The organism is Emticicia fontis, assembly GCF_054779675.1.
In genome coordinates this window covers 46,607-63,156 of sequence record NZ_BAAGXU010000020.1, presented here as the reverse complement: position 1 = coordinate 63,156, position 16,550 = coordinate 46,607, and the positions used below count along the sequence as shown (strand labels likewise).

At 38.2% G+C, this 16,550-nt stretch carries 16 protein-coding genes; 12 read left to right on the top strand and 4 right to left on the bottom strand.

Going from position 1 to position 16,550, the window contains the following annotated elements:
- Positions 1–293: 293 nt before the first annotated feature.
- The 3 genes from ACYVFA_RS11520 (at position 294) to ACYVFA_RS11510 (ending at position 4,619) form a co-directional block, all read left to right on the top strand.
- Positions 294–3,002 carry a hypothetical protein gene (locus ACYVFA_RS11520; RefSeq protein ID WP_460471969.1) on the top strand — a complete coding sequence of 903 codons (2,709 nt, stop codon included), beginning with the start codon at positions 294–296 and terminating at the stop codon, positions 3,000–3,002.
- 465 nt (positions 3,003–3,467) lie between these two features.
- The gene (locus tag ACYVFA_RS11515) at positions 3,468–4,013 is read left to right on the top strand and encodes an acyl-CoA thioesterase (RefSeq protein ID WP_460471968.1); all 546 of its coding nucleotides are present in this window, start codon (positions 3,468–3,470) and stop codon (positions 4,011–4,013) included.
- A 12-nt stretch (positions 4,014–4,025) separates the two neighbouring features.
- Positions 4,026–4,619, top strand: a complete 594-nt coding sequence (locus ACYVFA_RS11510) for a phosphatase PAP2 family protein (RefSeq protein ID WP_460471967.1) — start codon at positions 4,026–4,028, stop codon at positions 4,617–4,619.
- Here the strand turns inward: ACYVFA_RS11510 and ACYVFA_RS11505 are convergent.
- On the bottom strand, positions 4,616–5,458 hold the full coding sequence (locus ACYVFA_RS11505) for an AraC family transcriptional regulator (protein ID WP_460471966.1): 843 nt from the start codon (positions 5,456–5,458) through the stop codon (positions 4,616–4,618). The genes ACYVFA_RS11510 and ACYVFA_RS11505 overlap by 4 nt on opposite strands.
- 89 nt (positions 5,459–5,547) lie before the next feature.
- Here ACYVFA_RS11505 and ACYVFA_RS11500 point away from each other — a divergent pair, with 89 nt between their 5' ends.
- Together ACYVFA_RS11500 and ACYVFA_RS11495 are read left to right on the top strand one after the other, a co-directional pair.
- Positions 5,548–6,489, top strand: a complete 942-nt coding sequence (locus ACYVFA_RS11500) for an NADP-dependent oxidoreductase (RefSeq protein WP_460471965.1) — start codon at positions 5,548–5,550, stop codon at positions 6,487–6,489.
- A gap of 79 nt (positions 6,490–6,568) precedes the next feature.
- On the top strand, positions 6,569–6,967 hold the full coding sequence (locus tag ACYVFA_RS11495; RefSeq protein ID WP_460471964.1) for a DoxX family protein: 399 nt from the start codon (positions 6,569–6,571) through the stop codon (positions 6,965–6,967).
- Between the two features lie 92 nt (positions 6,968–7,059).
- Here ACYVFA_RS11495 and ACYVFA_RS11490 read toward each other — a convergent pair whose 3' ends face one another.
- Positions 7,060–7,605, bottom strand: a complete 546-nt coding sequence (locus ACYVFA_RS11490) for a fasciclin domain-containing protein (RefSeq protein WP_460471963.1) — start codon at positions 7,603–7,605, stop codon at positions 7,060–7,062.
- Positions 7,606–7,860: 255 nt separating this feature from the next.
- Between ACYVFA_RS11490 and ACYVFA_RS11485 the strand changes: the two genes are divergently transcribed.
- Positions 7,861–8,802 (top strand): helix-turn-helix transcriptional regulator, encoded by a 942-nt coding sequence (locus ACYVFA_RS11485; RefSeq protein WP_460471962.1) that lies wholly within the window; start codon positions 7,861–7,863, stop codon positions 8,800–8,802.
- Between the two features lie 75 nt (positions 8,803–8,877).
- Complete coding sequence (locus tag ACYVFA_RS11480) at positions 8,878–9,417, top strand: DinB family protein (RefSeq protein ID WP_460471961.1); 540 nt, start codon at positions 8,878–8,880, stop codon at positions 9,415–9,417.
- A 319-nt stretch (positions 9,418–9,736) separates the two neighbouring features.
- Here ACYVFA_RS11480 and ACYVFA_RS11475 read toward each other — a convergent pair whose 3' ends face one another.
- Together ACYVFA_RS11475 and ACYVFA_RS11470 are read right to left on the bottom strand one after the other, a co-directional pair.
- Positions 9,737–11,143 (bottom strand): Gfo/Idh/MocA family protein, encoded by a 1,407-nt coding sequence (locus tag ACYVFA_RS11475; RefSeq protein WP_460471960.1) that lies wholly within the window; start codon positions 11,141–11,143, stop codon positions 9,737–9,739.
- A gap of 23 nt (positions 11,144–11,166) precedes the next feature.
- Positions 11,167–12,123 carry a TolB family protein gene (locus ACYVFA_RS11470; RefSeq protein ID WP_460471959.1) on the bottom strand — a complete coding sequence of 319 codons (957 nt, stop codon included), beginning with the start codon at positions 12,121–12,123 and terminating at the stop codon, positions 11,167–11,169.
- A 182-nt stretch (positions 12,124–12,305) separates the two neighbouring features.
- Between ACYVFA_RS11470 and ACYVFA_RS11465 the strand changes: the two genes are divergently transcribed.
- The 5 genes from ACYVFA_RS11465 to ACYVFA_RS11445 all read left to right on the top strand — a co-directional run bounded on the left by ACYVFA_RS11465 (position 12,306) and on the right by ACYVFA_RS11445 (position 16,460).
- The gene (locus ACYVFA_RS11465) at positions 12,306–13,037 is read left to right on the top strand and encodes an NUDIX hydrolase (protein ID WP_460471958.1); all 732 of its coding nucleotides are present in this window, start codon (positions 12,306–12,308) and stop codon (positions 13,035–13,037) included.
- A gap of 340 nt (positions 13,038–13,377) precedes the next feature.
- Positions 13,378–13,608, top strand: a complete 231-nt coding sequence (locus ACYVFA_RS11460) for a DUF4287 domain-containing protein (RefSeq protein ID WP_460471957.1) — start codon at positions 13,378–13,380, stop codon at positions 13,606–13,608.
- Between the two features lie 65 nt (positions 13,609–13,673).
- Positions 13,674–14,480 carry a ThuA domain-containing protein gene (locus ACYVFA_RS11455; RefSeq protein ID WP_460472089.1) on the top strand — a complete coding sequence of 269 codons (807 nt, stop codon included), beginning with the start codon at positions 13,674–13,676 and terminating at the stop codon, positions 14,478–14,480.
- Between the two features lie 102 nt (positions 14,481–14,582).
- On the top strand, positions 14,583–14,984 hold the full coding sequence (locus ACYVFA_RS11450) for a VOC family protein (RefSeq protein ID WP_460471956.1): 402 nt from the start codon (positions 14,583–14,585) through the stop codon (positions 14,982–14,984).
- A 219-nt stretch (positions 14,985–15,203) separates the two neighbouring features.
- On the top strand, positions 15,204–16,460 hold the full coding sequence (locus tag ACYVFA_RS11445) for an asparagine synthetase B (protein WP_460471955.1): 1,257 nt from the start codon (positions 15,204–15,206) through the stop codon (positions 16,458–16,460).
- Positions 16,461–16,550: the final 90 nt, after the last annotated feature.

The window sequence follows — 16,550 nt, the reverse complement described above, 5'->3', positions numbered from 1 at the left end:
TTTTAAAAACCTAAATAAGTATTTGTCTAAAGAAAAAAATATTTTTTCTGAGAATAATTTAATCTATTCTATTTTCGCTATACCTTTCGCCCAAACCATAATCCACTCATTATCAACTACTTATAAGTTAAAGCACAAAAAATCATTTTTTGGCATACTATTTGAAACTGAATAAGAGAAGTCATTACGGCCCAATCCCACTTACTAAAATTAAGTTAGCTATAATTAACTTTTACAAAATGTCAGGAATAAAATTAATTCAAAAGAGACATGGTTCTTTTATAGGGACTATTATGTTTCTACTCTTAGGTGCTTTACCTTTAATGGCACAAAACAAAGCCACGGACAAAAACGCTGAAAATGTTGGTATCGGTACTACGAAACCTGACAGGTCAGCAATTCTGGATCTTTCTTCAACCAGCAAAGGTTTACTAATCCCCCGTATGACTTTGGCCCAACGTGGCAAAATTACGAATCCCGCTAGCGGTTTAATGATTTTTCAGACTGATTATGTGCCGGGGTTCTATTACTTTGATGGTTCGGAATGGAAGAGTATGGTGGCCACTAATATTGGCAAATCTCTTCGGGAAAATTCGGTTGCAAGCGACGCTACATGGAGTATCAACGGTAATTCAGGTACAAATGCAGATTATCATTTTATTGGTACTACCGACTCTACTTCTCTGGCTTTCAGAGTGAATAGTTTCCGTTCAGGTTTTATCGATTATAAGTATGGAAATACCTATTTTGGATATAGGGCAGGTTATAGAAGTATTGGATTTAACTCTGTAGCTATCGGGGCTTATGCTTTGCACGAAGTTAGCATGGGTCTCAATAATATTGCTATAGGTTATCAGGCTTTGCCCAATAACCAGACCGGTAGTGATAACGTAGCAGTAGGTACCAGTGCTTTGTTTTTCAATGTTGTTGGCTCTCAAAATATAGCCTTAGGTACCCAGGCAGGGCAAAAATCGGTGGGAGACGGGAACATCTTCATCGGTAACAATGCCGGAGTAAATGAAATAGGTAATAACAAACTCTATATAGAGAATGGTAGCCCGAACGGGCCTCTGATTTTCGGAGATTTCGCGAAAGGTTTATTAGGTATCAATACAAAAACACCTGAAACAGCATTAAGTATTGATAGCAAATCGGTCAATACCAGTGGTTTGCAATTTAAACAGTTAACGAGTGCTTCGCCAGCCGGAAGACCGAATCAGAAAGTATTGTCGGTTGACGAAAAAGGTAGAGTAATATTAGTGAGAGATTCCATTGGCTTAGGTTCATCAATACCGACCAGCCCTACAACAAGTTACTGGACAGCCAAAGGTAATGCCATTGAAAATAACAACGCCGGAGACGTGGTGGTAAGTAATATCCGCTTTAAAAATTTAAAATCTACCTCAACCCCAGGCAAATCGAATGGCAGAGTTCTTACGGTTGATGAAAACGGCTTGCTTGTTCTGGTGAAAGACTCTGTAGGAACTTCGAAAAATCAAACCGCAGTTGTAGACGGCTTCTGGGATCTGAATGATAATGTTTTATCTAATACCAATGATGGAGGCCAGGTAATACTAAAAGGGAGAGTAAGATTACAGAATTTAACAGCTTATGAAAGAGCATATACTCCTTATGGGAAAGTGCTTACAGTAGATGATTTTGGTAATCTCCTCCTGGTTAGAGACTCGGTAGGTGTAGGCGGTGGTGGTCCTTCTTCATGGAATATTAATGGAAATAATATTTCTAATAATAATTCAGGAATTGTTCAGATCGGTACAGGTTTAAGATTACCGCAATTGACCAGTGAGACCCCTGTTAGCACCATTGCTCAGAAGGTATTATCAGTAGATAATCAGGGAAATGTGATTTTAGCCAATGTACCTACTCCTACCGGAGGCGGTGGTGGAGAAACCAGCTGGACAACCACCGGAAATGCAATTGCCAATAGCAATGCAGGTATCGTGAATATTAATAATGGCTTGAATACCAAGAATGGTATAAAAATAGAAACGGGCAAACTGACTATCTCACAGTTAACCTCTAATACAACAGCCGGAAAGCCAAACGGGAAAGTGCTTTCTGTTGATAATCTGGGGAACCTGGTATTGGTCAGAGACTCAATCGCTGCTGTTAGTAATACAGGTGGTGTGCCTATCATCCCATCTACAGAACCATCAGCTTGGGCTGTAAACGATAATAATATTTCCAATAAAAACTCCGGAAATGTTTATATCTCTAATGGTCTGGTACTCACAAAACTGAATAGCGATGCGCCAACTTCAATTACTACTCAAAAAGTACTTTCGGTTGATAATAACGGGCAAGTAATATTGGTAAATACTCCTACTGCTACAAGTGGTGGCGGTGGTATCGGAAATTCTTTGTGGAAAAACAACGACAATGGCATCGGAATTGTAAATAACAATACAGGTGGTATTTTTATCAATAGCAACGAAGATAATAAGAGTGGTTTGCAATTGACCAGACTGAAAGCAGGTTCGCCTGCGGGCAATGCTTATGGCAAAGTGCTCTCGGTAGATGATAACGGGAATGTGATTCTGGTAGTTGATGGTGGCGCCAATGTTTCTAACTCATGGAATACGATTGATGGCCGCCTGCACAATGCAAACAATGGTAAAGTAGTGATAGGCACAGGTATCAATTCTTATCCTGATGGTTTCAACCTCTTTGTAAAAGGCGGTATCCTGACAGAAAGAGTGAGAGTAGCTTTGGCTAACTCAGATCGTTGGGCCGACTATGTGTTCAAAAAAGATTACAAACTGATGCCTTTGAAAGATGTTGAGAAGTTTATTCAGCATAACCAACACTTGCCAAATGTACCATCGGCTGAAGAAATGGCAAACCGTGGGCTTGATGTAGCCGAAACGAGCGCCAAACTGATGGAGAAAATAGAAGAATTAACACTCTATTTAATAGAGGCAAATAAAAAGATTGAGGAATTGGATAAAAAAGTGAAAAATCTTGAAAAAACACAAAAATAACCATTCCATTCAGAGTGAAGAGTCCGACAGTGTTTTCCTAATTTTACATTTCTTTTTTTCTTGAAAAATTGCGTTTATCAGGTAGAAAGTATTTACTATAGGCCTGATAAATTCTAAAAAGTGCTAATTTCTTGCTAAGTTTTTTTGTAAAAAAAATGTTATTTCTTAAAAAAACTGGCACATTAATTGCAATAGTAATTATTAAAATAATGCAAATATCAATAGTTTCATAATATTGATTTTTATGGGTTAGGGTTTATTGTTAAACGCCATGATACTAGATTATCGTGGCGTTTTTACATTATATTTACATTTCTTATTGAGTGATTGAGTGAATTAGAGATTGAGTGATTATATAACTCCTTCTATGGTTCTCAATTACTTTGATTGATAAGCATTTGAAAATGATTTCATCAAATTATTAATCACTAAATCACTCATTCACTAAATCACTCATTTCTCCATATGCCTAAAGCAGTTTCTTATTCACGTACAACAATAACCGAATTGATGATTCCTTCTTATGCCAATTTCGGTGGCAAAATCCATGGAGGTATTCTTCTTTCATTGATGGACAAAGTGGCTTATGCCTGTGCCTCTAAACATGCCGGAACCTATGTGGTAACTGTATCGGTAGATGGCGTTAATTTTCTTCAACCAATAGAGGTGGGAGAATTATTGTCTTTACATGCTTCAGTTAATTATGTAGGGCGAAGCTCAATGGTTATCGGTATCAGGGTCGTATCTGAAAATGTAAAAACAGGAGAGAAAAAACACACGAATACCTCCTATTTTACGATGGTAGCCAAAGATGATATAACCGGAAAACCTACCGAAGTACCAGAGTTGATACTAGAAAGTAAAGATGATATTCGGCGTTGTCTGGAGGCTATTAAACGTAAACAATTGAAAGAAGTATATAAAGATGATTTCGATAACACATTATCAGAGCTGCATGTTGATGAAAATCTTCATCTATTAGAAAACGAAAGAATCATTATTAATCCATAATTCAGCTTATCCATGAAGAAAATTTTTAGTGTAATCTTCACTTTCTTACTAACATTCAATCTTGCCGCACAGAACATAGATATTAATATTCTCAAAGACATCCAAAGTAACCGGACACAGAAATCAGACCGTAATTTTGAGACTTTCAGCAAAGCCACCTACCCTATCAGTGCTGCCATTCCAATCGGTATATTAGGCTTGGGATTAATTAAAAAAGATAAAGATTTACAAAGACAGGGCTTAGCTGCGGGAGCTGGATTAGTGGTGGCCTTAGGCACATCTTATATCTTAAAAAAGGTAGTTGACCGCCCAAGACCTGGTGAAACATATTCTTTTATACATCCTTATATAATTGAAACAGACCCTTCCTTTCCATCAGGACATACTACAGCGGCGTTTTCTGCTGCTACATCTTTAAGCCTTGCGGCCAGAAAATGGTATGTAACCGTGCCAGCCTATCTCTGGGCAGGAACAGTAGCCTATTCTCGTTTACATTTGGGTGTACATTATCCGAGTGATGTTCTGGCAGGTGCAGTGATTGGTGCAGGCTCAGCCTGGGCAAGTTATAAGGTGAATAAATGGCTACAAAAAAAGAGAAAGCATTAATTGCTGGCAAGAGCCATTTTCTGCTTTCTGAATTCTGAGGGGGTGATACCTTTGTATTTTTTGAAAATGCGGTTCAGATGGCTTTCATCGGTGAAGTTTAGTTCAAAAGCGATTTCATTCATGCGCATATCGCTATATTGCAGGCGGGTTTCTACCAGTTTCAGTTTATAATTGGTAATGTATTGCTGCATACTCTCGCCCGTTAGTTTCTTGAAATATTCACTCACGTAAGTCGGAGAAATATTAAACTGAGCTGCCATTTCATCGGCTTTCAGCAATTCTGGTGAGTATATATGCTGATGGATATAGCTTAGCATACTTAAATCTTTACTCTCCACATTTTTCAGAACTTCGGGAGTATTCAAAGAAATATTTCGTGCTACAATAGTCAATAAAGTATTTACTATCTGCTGAGTAAGCTCCCTTTGATAGGGATATTGATTAATATATTCACGTATCAACGCTTCTATTAATGATTTAACGAGCGGTTTATCTGCTTTATTTTTTAAGATACAACCGGGCAAGCGATTATGGTTCTGAAAAATAAACTCCAACTTTTTTATCAGTTCCTTGTTCTGGTCTTTAATATAAACCTCATTGAAACGGATAAAGAAAAATTTGGTACTTTTTTCAACTTTAAAAGAATGACAATCCTGCGGCATCAGTAAAAACAATTTTTCAGGGCCATAAGTCCAGTTGTTTTTGTTGATACACTGAATACCTGTACCCTCAACGATGTATACCAATTCAAAAAAATTGTGTTTGTGAGCTCCCATCGGGCACTCGCATGATTCGAGGTATTCTATCTCGAAAGGCTCGTATAAATTCCTTATTTGCATACCTGCAAATATACAAGACAAACCCATAATTATACAAGAGATTTAAGAATAACCCATACTAATTTTGTGCCATCAAAATAATCAAATCAATGAAAGCAATCGTATTAAAAGCATTTGGGAGTGTAGATAATTTCGCAGTTGAAGAAATTCCACAACCTACCATACAAGAGAATGAAGTATTAGTACAGGTACACGCCGTGAGTATTAATCCTGTTGATATGAAAACCCGTTCGGGTAAGGCTATGGCGGCACGTTTGAAAGACGAAAACCCGATTATTCTGGGTTGGGATATTTCGGGTGTAGTAAGTCAGGTAGGTGCCGATGTAAAAGATTTTAAAGTTGGTGATGAAGTATTTGGGATGGTCAATTTCCCTGGTAGTGGCAAAGCCTATGCTGAATATGTGGCTGCTCCCGCTGCTCATTTAGCCTTAAAACCTGCTAATATCTCACACGAAGAAGCCGCAGCGGCTACTTTAGCGGCTCTAACTGCCTGGCAGGCGTTTAATACGCATATAAAAATTCATCCGGGCAATAAAGTTCTGATACATGCTGCCGGCGGCGGTGTAGGGCATTTTGCTGTGCAGATAGCTAAACATTTTGGCGCGTATGTGATTGGTACATCCTCTGCGGCTAATAAAGACTTTGTTTTGAGCTTAGGCGCTGATGAGCATTTTGATTATAAATCAAAGCCTTTTGAAGAAGCGTTTAATGATATAGATATTGTATTAGATACCATTGGCGGAGATAATATCGAGCGTTCGTTTGAAGTAGTAAAGAAAGGTGGTACAGTTATTACCTTGCCGTCTGCTACCTCTGAAGGGGTTGTTGAAAAAGCAAAAGCGAAAGGAGTTAATGGCTTCTTTTTTATGGTACAATCAAATGGAGAAGATATGAAACAGATTGCTGATTTGCTCGAAAAAGGTGCCATTAAACCTTATGTATCGGCTGTTTATTCATTTGATGAAATTGGCAAAGCGCATCAGCAAATAGAAACGGGTTCAACCAAAGGAAAGATTGTTATTAAACCCTGATAATGTTTGCTATTGAAAAAGGGGTATGATAGATTTGTCTGTGTGTGCCATCTTTACCATTTCTCTAATCTGAAAAATTATGATAAACCACTCTCTAACTTTTGTATTACTCCGCCTGGCAGTAGGCATGAGCATGTTCGGACATGGATTGGTGCGGATTGTAAAACTCCCGAAATTCAGTGCATGGATGGTTGGGCAATTCGAAAAATCTATGTTACCAGAGGCATTAGTGATACCTTTTAGTTATGTATTACCAATTATAGAATTTGGTATAGGTGTACTTTTATTGATTGGATTATTTACGAAACAGGCCTTGATTATCGGAGGAATAACGATGATACTCTTAATATTCGGCTCAAGTATGATTGAAGAATGGGGAGCAATTCCGTCGCAGATGATTCATACTTTCTTTTTTGCAGTGCTATTATCTTATCTGAATTATAATAGTTATTCGGTGGATAATGCTTTGAAGAGGTAAATTACCCCTCACCCTAAATCCCTCTCCCCAACAATTGGGAGAGGGACTTTAACCCCTTCCCCATTGTTGGGGAAGGCTGGGATGGGGTTACATTACTTAGGCATCAACACAGTGTCAATCACGTGTATTACGCCATTGCTTTGGTTTACGTTTGAAATCGTTACTTTTGCCATTCCACCTTTTTCATCAGTAAGCCAAACATTTTTGCCTTTCATCCAGGCTGTCAAAGTTCCACCTTGTACGGTTGTCAACATCGCTTTACCATTGCCTTCTTTGATTTTCTTCATCAAATCTTCTGCACTCCATTTACCAGATACCACGTGGTAAGTAAGAATAGTTGTCAACATTTTTTTGTTTTCAGGCTTTACCAAAGTTTCTACTGTTCCTGCAGGCAATTTGTCGAATGCCTTGTTAGTAGGAGCAAATACTGTAAAAGGGCCAGCGCCTTGTAAAGTTTCTACTAAACCTGCTGCTTTTACTGCTGCTACTAATGTGGTGTGGTCTTTAGAGTTTACTGCATTTTCAATGATGTTTTTCGATGGATACATCGGGGCACCACCAACCATTACAGTTTTTTCCTGTGCAAAAGAGGCAATAGAAATGAAGGCAGCTATAAAGCTGATTGCTAGAGTTTTCATGGTTACTACTGTTTTTAAATTGAGTTATTTATTGTAATTTTCGTATTATACCTCAACTAACGGGATTATCATAAACTTGGATTGAAAAACAGTTTTATTTTTTCTTAATATTTTTTTAAGTTGCTATCAATCAAGGTTTTAGAAAATATTAATTGATTAAATGGCGTATTTTTTAGGTTAAAGAGAAGAAAAAGAGAAAATTTCATCAGATATTCTAATTATTTCAGACTTTTGTAGCAATTTTCGCCCATACTTATGAATCGCTTCGACAGAATCACTGCTATCTTAATTCAATTACAATCGAAAAAAATCGTAAAAGCACAGGATATTGCCGACCGTTTTAATATCAGTTTAAGAACGGTATATAGAGACGTGCGTTCGTTGGAAGAGGCCGGTGTACCTATTATAGGCGAAGCGGGTGTCGGGTATTCTATCATGGATGGGTATCGCCTCCCTCCTGTTATGTTTACTCGCGAAGAAGCCCGGACATTTATAACAGCCGAAAAGTTGATGGAAACTTTTACTGACCTTTCTACAAAAGCCAGTTATAAATCGGCCATGTATAAGGTAAAATCAGTTTTGAAAAGCGCTGAAAAAGATATGCTGGATAGTATTGAAGAAAATATCGAAGTGCGCCAGCGAACAACTCCTTTCAATAAATCAATCAACAATACACTTGAAATTATTCTGAATAGTATCTCCGAAAAGAAAATCGCCAGAATGGAGTATGCAAGCTTTAATTCTAGCGAGCCATTGCAGCGCAAAATTGAACCTGTGGGTATTTATCATGAATTTAATTATTGGTATACCATAGCTTTCTGCCATTTAAGGAATGATTACCGACATTTCAGAACCGACCGCATTTCAAAAATTGCTCTAACAGAAGAACCGTTTAAAAAAGAGCATTATTCGCTAAAAGAATATTTAGAACGAATGCCGGAAAATGAAAACCTGGAAACGGTTGTGATACGGGTAAATAAACCCGCCCTGCGCTTTTTGCTGGAACAAAAATATTTCAACGGCTTTGTCTCAGAAACTGATAAGGGCGAGGTAGTGGAAATGACTTTCCTGAGTGCTTCATTAGATGTTTTTGCCCGTTGGTATATTACTTTTGCAGATCAGGCTGAGATTTTAACGCCTAAAAGCCTGAAAGATAAGCTAAAAACAATGGTTGCGGATATTTCTTCAAAATTTTAAAAATTTCTTTTTTCCTGCTGACATAGGGCTGTCACTCACCTGTATTTACTTTGTAACACTAAACGGAAACGGGCTATGCTACAAGAAATTACAGCAACAACTGACAAGAATCTACACACAATAATAAAAGATTATGCGATCTATAATCAGGTGGCAAACAAGAGAATTGTCAATTGGCTGAAAACCAAACCTGTCAATTTACTTGATGCGGAAGTTCCTTCAAGTTTTAATAGCCTCAAACAAACCTTAGTGCATATATGGCAGGTAGAGCTTTCGTGGTTTGCCTGTTTGCAGCATACTTCTGCGCTATCTCCTTACGAAAAAACTTATAGTGCTTCGGCTGATGAGATATTTGAGGGTTTACTGGAGCAATCAGAAAAATTTGCTGATTATACCTTAGCCCTTGAAGAAAATGAATTGATTGAAACCACACACGTATATATTCCGAATGTTTTAGACTGTGACATTCCACGCTTTGAACTCATACAAATGTGTTTTGACCACAGTACCTACCACCGGGTACAAATAACTAACATAGCCCGCCACATCGGGCTGACAGATCCACCAATTACCAACTATATGTACTATCTCTCGCGAGAGCGGGCCTTAGCTTAAAATTTTTTAGGTGTCTTTAGGGGAATACCGCTACGATCCACAACTTTTAAATTCCCACAACGATTAATTCAAATAAACCTCCTCTATGCTTAGCACGTGCGTAGAGGGGTTTATTTTTTAAGGGCATTTGTACGAATTATACCATTGTAAAAAGTAGAGACGTAATGATTAGGATTCAATAAATAAGCGTTATTAGACATTATTTGGATTTTGTCATAGCATTTGTGCAAAAATAGGCTATCCCACGGCCGAAGGCCCGATTTAACAAAGATCTAATAACGCTTATTTCTTGAATGTTAATCCATTATTGTTCAAAGCATTACGCTTTCAATTTCATAGCAACGGGATCCCACTTGATTATTTTCTTTGTCAATAAACTTTCGTTACAAGACAAAGCCGGAGCTGCTGCCCTGAAACCAAATTCGGCATCTTCAACCACAGGTTTTCCGGTTCTTATTGAATCAAAGAAATTGGTAAAGTGGTCTACGTGCTCGCTATACCCTGCCGGTGGATTGAAAACGATGTCTTCTTTTGTTTTTTTCTTTCTTTGTTCAGGTGTCCATTTGGCATCGTATTCTTTCTGCATTTCTTCGCGCATTGCTTTCGAGAAAGTGAAAAGAGAATCATATCCGCCAAAACCCGGAGCTTCCGGCATAATGCTATGCTTTACGGTAATCGTATTACCTCTTACATCAATTATTCCTTCTGAGCCAATCAGACGGGTTAGTTCCTGTCCACCTGTACCACTGATAAAGTTTACCTGTAAAGTCAACTGAAAAGCAGGGTGCTCAGGAGTATCAGGATATTGCATCACACCAGACATTACATCAGGCAAATCACGGCCATCTTTCCAATAGCTGAATTGTCCGGTACTCACGATAGATTCCGGCCCTTTAGAATTGGTCATGAAGTGTGTACCACTCAATAAGTGGATAAACAAATCACCGGCAACACCCGTACCTACTTCCTTAAAAGCTCTCCACCAGAAAAATTTCTTCGGGTCATAAGGTATTTTCTTGCCTGTAATAGAAATGAATTTATCCCAATCAAGCGTTTCAGGACTTGCATCTTTCGGAATCGTGTATTCCCATGCACCAATTGAGCTTTGTCTGTCATTGACAGAGTTAACCATGTTCAACTTACCGATTTCTCCGGAAGCCAATAATTCTTTTGCTTTTGCCAAACCAAGGCTACTTACCCGCTGGCTACCGATCTGCACGACTTTACCCGATTTTTTAGCTGCTGCCACAACCGGTTGCCCTTCGCTGATTTTATAAATCATTGGTTTTTCGCAATATACGTGCTTGCCTTTTGCCAGAGCGTCCAATGTCATTTTAGCATGCCATACGTCGGTAGTACAAATCAAGACAGCATCAATATCTTTTCTTTCTAAAAGTTCTCTATAATCTCTGGTAACGAAAAGGTCATTTCCATACATTTCTTTCGCATTTTCAAGTCTACCCGGGTACAAATCACAAATACCGGCCAGTTCTACTCCGGGTACTTTAAGGGCGCTGCCTAAGTCATAATGCCCCTGAACACCAAAGCCAATTACGCCAATTCTTACTTTATCGTTGGCTGTAATCTTTCTGTCATAGGTTAAAATACGTTCTTCTGCTTTTTGCTGGGCAGCTAATGAGGCAAATGGCGACGAAGCAGCTACCAAGCTGGTAGCACCAATTTGTTGCAGGAACTTTCTTCTGGAAGACGAACTATCGTTTTTCATGTTTTGTATTAAGGTTGATTGATTTATTTAACTAAGTAACTGACAAAGGCGATTTTTTTACTATCAGCACTCCACGAAGGTACATTAATTGTGCCTTGACCTCCAAAAAAAACTGGTGTAATATCTTTGATAGCTTTGGTTTTTAAATCCATCAGGCGAAGTTTGACATTTTTTCCGAATAAATGGTTTTGCTTTTCATCCGAAGTATAAGCAATGTAAACAATCCACTTATTATCAGGCGACGGATGTGCAAACCAGTTAGAGTTTTCATCAAATGTCAATTGTTCGGGCTGTGTGCCGTCTGCCAGCATACGCCATATCTGCATATGTCCGGTTCGGTATGAATTAAAATAAATGTACTTACCATCTGCAGAGTAATCCGGTCCATCGTCCAGACCTGTGGTCTCGGTCAATCTCTTTTCTGTTCCGCCATCAACACCTATGGTATAAATATCAAAATTGCCATTTCGCTCGGCACAATAGGCCAGGTTTTTTCCATCAGGACTCCAGCCATGCCAGAAAGAAGGTACTTCAGGTGTCACTAATCTAGGCTCACCTCCTGTTATAGGCAATATATAAAGCGCCGACTTATACGATTTTGGTGATGGGTGATTTTTATCATGATTACTAATCACCAGCCATTTTTTATCCGGCGAAATACCATGATCGTTATTACTCTGCTTAGCAAATCCGGTATTGAGCTGCGTTATTTTCTTCGATGATAAATCTAAGGTATAAATTTTTCCGAAGCTATTCAAAATCAGGTAATTATCAGGATGCCAGTTAGGTGCTTCATAATGCTTTTTGATGGCTAGCACCGTATCAATTTTTCCTGTGCTTATATCCACGGTATGAATATAGCTGGTGGTATCTACTTTGGTTTGCGCTTTTACAAGCATCGAATACCCCGAAAAAAGGACGGAAACACAAACTATTTTAAAATAAGGCATTGCAGCCCATAATTGAAAAGATTTTTTCATAAAAAAATATTTAGTTTAAAAACGATCACAGAACAGGCAAATGTAAATACAAAATTTTTATTATCTAAAAAATAGATAATAAATTTTATTACCATTCTATCTTGTAATAATCATATTTAACAAATAGCTTACTTATACATTAAAACCCTATATTTGTGCTTGCTTGAAAAATTTTAGTATTGATGGAGAAATTTGACATTAACCAGTATATTTCTCACCTATCGCTTGATTGTGTGATTTTTGGCTATAAAGACAGTGAGTTAAAAGTATTGATATCCAAATTTAAATTTGGTATAGGTGACTGGGCTTTGCCCGGTGGATATATTATGAAAACGGAGGGGATTGACCATGCCGCCAATAGAGTATTAAGAGAGCGAACAGGCTTGGAGAATATCTATTTAGAGCAGTTCAGGGTTTTTGGTGATGAACCCCGCATTCAGAACTATCAACACAAAGAAGCAATCAAGGCGGCTTTGATCAAATATGACCCGCATCGATTTGATGCTACTGTAGCAGAATGGATAACCAGTCGGTTTGTTTCTATCGGTTATTATGCCCTGGTTGATATCAATAAGGTAACCCCTCAGAATGGAGAGTTTGAAGAATGCCTTGAATGGAGGAATATCAAGGATGTTCCGGAAATGACTTACGACCACAACGAAATTCTGGCTTATGCCCTTGCTGCCCTCCGACAGAATCTGGATGAAAAACTGATTGGCTTTAATTTACTACCCGAAACTTTTACGATGCGTGAAATACAGGCATTATATGAGGCTGTATATGATAAGCCCTTTGCGATGAACAATTTCCAGAAGAAAATTCTGGACCTGAATGTATTAGAAAGATTGGAAAAGAAATTTACGGGTGCGCAGAATAAAGCACCTTATTTGTATCGATTTAAGAAGAGTTTGTAACAAATTTTATACATAGAACCTAGTTAAGATTATTCTCAGAATGCCGTCCGCGATTTGCCATTTTACTCAAACCTATGTCATTCCCTAACAAGATAATCACTATATATTCTCAACAGTCTGATTTTAGCGAAAATCTCGTTGAACGCTTTGAAAATACAAGCCAAAGTGGGAAATTTAGAGGACGCTTAGTATTGCATTATCATTCGCAAAACAGCCATTAAAAAGGTAGACGCTACGGTGACTACCTTTTACCAGAAGACGATGATGATGCTGTGCGACAATGTTTGCATTTCCATATTATTGAGCTCATTTTTCTGATACACACAAAACCATTATTATCATGTCATTTCAAGCATATATTGATAATATCAAGCAGAAAACAGGTAAAACACCTGAAGATTTTAAACAATTGGCCGAAGTAAAAGGCTTACTAAAACCGGGTGTAAAAGCAGGTGAAATAGTAGCCTGGCTCAAAGAAGATTTTGGTTTAGGGCATGGCCATGCCATGGCAATTTATGCAACCTTAGACCCATCAAAAATGGAAAAAATTAAAGAGAAAGAAAAGAAGTAAACATTTTTCAACCTATACCATCTATTCACAAACCCATGATTCTTTTTAAGCGTATTTCGTTATTAATGACTCTGCTTTTTTCTATTGGCTTTTTTACGAATGCCTTGGCACAAAATAAAAAGCCGAAATTCAAGGTCATTGCTTTTTATACAGCCAAAAACGACAAAGCACATATCAGCTATGTACACGAAGCCAATAAATGGTTTCCGAAAATGGCACAGGAGAATAATTTTACTTATGATTCTACTAATAACTGGAGTAATCTCAATACCGAATTTCTGAAAAATTATCAGGTAGTGCTTTTCTTAGATACCCGCCCGGAAGATCCGGCACAACGAGAGGCGTTCAGACAATATATGGAAAATGGTGGGGGCTGGATGGGCTTTCATTTTGCGGCTTTTGCCTTAAATAAATCCGCTTTCAATCAGGATTGGGATTGGTATCATAACCAGTTTTTGGGATCGGGAGAATATGGAAGTAATACATGGCGGCCAACTTCGGCAGTTTTAAGAGTAGAAGCCAGAAAACACCCCGCTATGAAGCATATGCCTGAAACTTTCAAATCATCTCCGAATGAATGGTATAGATGGAAAAATGACTTAAAGGCAAATCCGGATATAGAAATTCTGGTATCGATTGATTCGACAAGTTTCCCATTAGGAACAGGGCCAAAACAGCACGAAATCTGGCATAGTGGCTATTATCCGGTAGTTTGGACTAATAAAAAATACAAGATGATCTATGCTAATATGGGGCACAATGATATTGATTACGAAGGCAAGACCAACAAAGAATTATCATTCACTTTCAACAACGAAACCCAGAACAAATTTCTGCTTGATGCGTTGTTGTGGTTAGGCAAGAAGAAATAATAATTTAGCGGCCGCCGCTGCGGTGATTTAGTGAATGAGTGATTAGATTTAAAAACTTTAATCACTCATTCACTAAATCGCACAATCACTCAATAAACACTCATGAAACAACAAATAGCCCATATTTCTCTGGTAGTCGATGATTACGACGAGGCCATAGAATTCTATACTAAAAAACTTCATTTCAAACTGATTGAAGATACACCACTGAGCGATACCAAGCGCTGGGTGATTGTAAGTCCGCCCGGTAGTACTTCGGGTTGCAATTTATTATTAGCCAAAGCATCTACCGAAGAGCAGAAAAGCAGAGTAGGAAATCAGACAGGAGGACGTGTATTTCTTTTTCTGTTTACAGATGATTTCTGGCGGGATTATAAAAATATGATAGCCAGCGAAATTAAATTTATCAGACAACCCTCAGAAGAAGAATATGGAACAGTAGCTGTATTTGAAGACCTATATGGAAACCTATGGGATTTTATAGAATCTAAGAAAAGTACATAATTTTCAGTGAGAACATAAACCTACGTTTATTCCCTCTTATTTTAATCCAATCCTACGTATAGTATACTATGTTGAAGCGTCTGTCATACTTTTGTTTGAATCCAGAAGCATGACAAAAAAAGACCTCTAAAATACTGGTTATCAGGCTATAAAAAATATGTTATCAAAAAATAAAACCTGACAATTGATTAGTATATTTGGTAAAAATAAGATTGGGTTATGGCAAGAAAACTACTACTTCTGCTCTGCTTGTTGAGTTCATGGCAAGGTTTTGCCAACTCAATACTGATACCTATGGACGACAGTCAGTCTAATCATCTGAAAGCCTATGGTATAGCCTATAATACGCTTCAGCAAAATACGGAACTGGACTGGTTGCTTAACTATCGTGGCGGAAGTTTTCTGTTCGATTATACACCTGCTCTGGAGAAAGAATGTTTGGTGCGGGGTGTATCTTTTGAAGTAGTTTCTACGGCCAATGTTGAGGTTATTCTCAAGGAGATTTCAGACCCTGATGTGAATATGGAAGTAGTACGTCTGTTTAAAGCTGCCAAAATAGCCGTGTACTCCCCTATCAAAGTAAGTGCTTCTTCTTTTGAAGATACCGATGCCGTTTTGCTAGTATTGAAATACGCGGAGATTCCGTACGAAGTAATTTATGATGAAGAAATCATCAGAGGCGATTTGGCCAAATATGATTGGCTACACTTACATCATGAAGATTTTACGGGGCAGTATGGCCGCAATATGCGCCGCATGTCGGCTTTGGATATGAAAGCACAGGAAGAAATCGCCCGTCGGTTGAAGTATCCAAAGGTTTCTGCATTGAAATTGGATGTGGCTAAAATGATTAAGTTATTCTGCATGGGTGGTGGATATTTGTTTGCCATGTGCTCTGGTGCTGAAACATTAGATATTGCCTTATCGGCCGATGGAACAGATATTGTAAGCAGCCGTTTTGATGGGGATGATATTGATGCCCATGCTCAATCAAAACTGGATTTTAATAAAACTCTGGCTTTTGAGAATTTCAGTTTATATCTGAATGATGGTGAAGGATATGGTTCGATGTCGTTTTCGGATATTAATGTGTGGTCTGGCAGATTTGATGATGAGGTAACTTCTTATTTCGATTTATTCGATTTCTCTGCCAAATGGGATGTAATTCCGGCTATGTTGGGGCAAAATCACGAGCATTTAATCAGAGAATTTATGGGGCAGACTTCTGCTTTTAATAAGAAGACAGTTAAATCAAATGTATTAGTAATGGGTGAAGGCAAAGACTCTCATCGTTATATTTACGGAGAACTCGGCCTGGGACAATGGGTGTTTTACGGCGGTCATGACCCCGAAGGCCGGAGAGGTTTCCACCGCACACCTACTGACCTGAATCTATTTCCACACTCACCCGGTTATAGGCTTATTCTGAATAATGTCTTGTTTCCATCGGCCAAGAAAAAGAAAAGAAAGACTTGACGCTTAATAAAACCTGGCCTCTTTCGTGAGCTTTTTTTTCGATGATTCTACCCTAGAATTTATCTTTACATCTATGCGAGATACTAATAG

Coding starts and splice junctions, on each gene's coding strand:
- ACYVFA_RS11520 (WP_460471969.1), top strand. CDS start 294: ATGTTTCTACTCTTAGGTGCTTTACCTTTAATGGCACAAAACAAAGCC.
- ACYVFA_RS11515 (WP_460471968.1), top strand. CDS start 3,468: ATGCCTAAAGCAGTTTCTTATTCACGTACAACAATAACCGAATTGATG.
- ACYVFA_RS11510 (WP_460471967.1), top strand. CDS start 4,026: ATGAAGAAAATTTTTAGTGTAATCTTCACTTTCTTACTAACATTCAAT.
- ACYVFA_RS11505 (WP_460471966.1), bottom strand. CDS start 5,458: ATGCAAATAAGGAATTTATACGAGCCTTTCGAGATAGAATACCTCGAA.
- ACYVFA_RS11500 (WP_460471965.1), top strand. CDS start 5,548: ATGAAAGCAATCGTATTAAAAGCATTTGGGAGTGTAGATAATTTCGCA.
- ACYVFA_RS11495 (WP_460471964.1), top strand. CDS start 6,569: ATGATAAACCACTCTCTAACTTTTGTATTACTCCGCCTGGCAGTAGGC.
- ACYVFA_RS11490 (WP_460471963.1), bottom strand. CDS start 7,605: ATGAAAACTCTAGCAATCAGCTTTATAGCTGCCTTCATTTCTATTGCC.
- ACYVFA_RS11485 (WP_460471962.1), top strand. CDS start 7,861: ATGAATCGCTTCGACAGAATCACTGCTATCTTAATTCAATTACAATCG.
- ACYVFA_RS11480 (WP_460471961.1), top strand. CDS start 8,878: ATGCTACAAGAAATTACAGCAACAACTGACAAGAATCTACACACAATA.
- ACYVFA_RS11475 (WP_460471960.1), bottom strand. CDS start 11,143: ATGAAAAACGATAGTTCGTCTTCCAGAAGAAAGTTCCTGCAACAAATT.
- ACYVFA_RS11470 (WP_460471959.1), bottom strand. CDS start 12,123: ATGAAAAAATCTTTTCAATTATGGGCTGCAATGCCTTATTTTAAAATA.
- ACYVFA_RS11465 (WP_460471958.1), top strand. CDS start 12,306: ATGGAGAAATTTGACATTAACCAGTATATTTCTCACCTATCGCTTGAT.
- ACYVFA_RS11460 (WP_460471957.1), top strand. CDS start 13,378: ATGTCATTTCAAGCATATATTGATAATATCAAGCAGAAAACAGGTAAA.
- ACYVFA_RS11455 (WP_460472089.1), top strand. CDS start 13,674: ATGACTCTGCTTTTTTCTATTGGCTTTTTTACGAATGCCTTGGCACAA.
- ACYVFA_RS11450 (WP_460471956.1), top strand. CDS start 14,583: ATGAAACAACAAATAGCCCATATTTCTCTGGTAGTCGATGATTACGAC.
- ACYVFA_RS11445 (WP_460471955.1), top strand. CDS start 15,204: ATGGCAAGAAAACTACTACTTCTGCTCTGCTTGTTGAGTTCATGGCAA.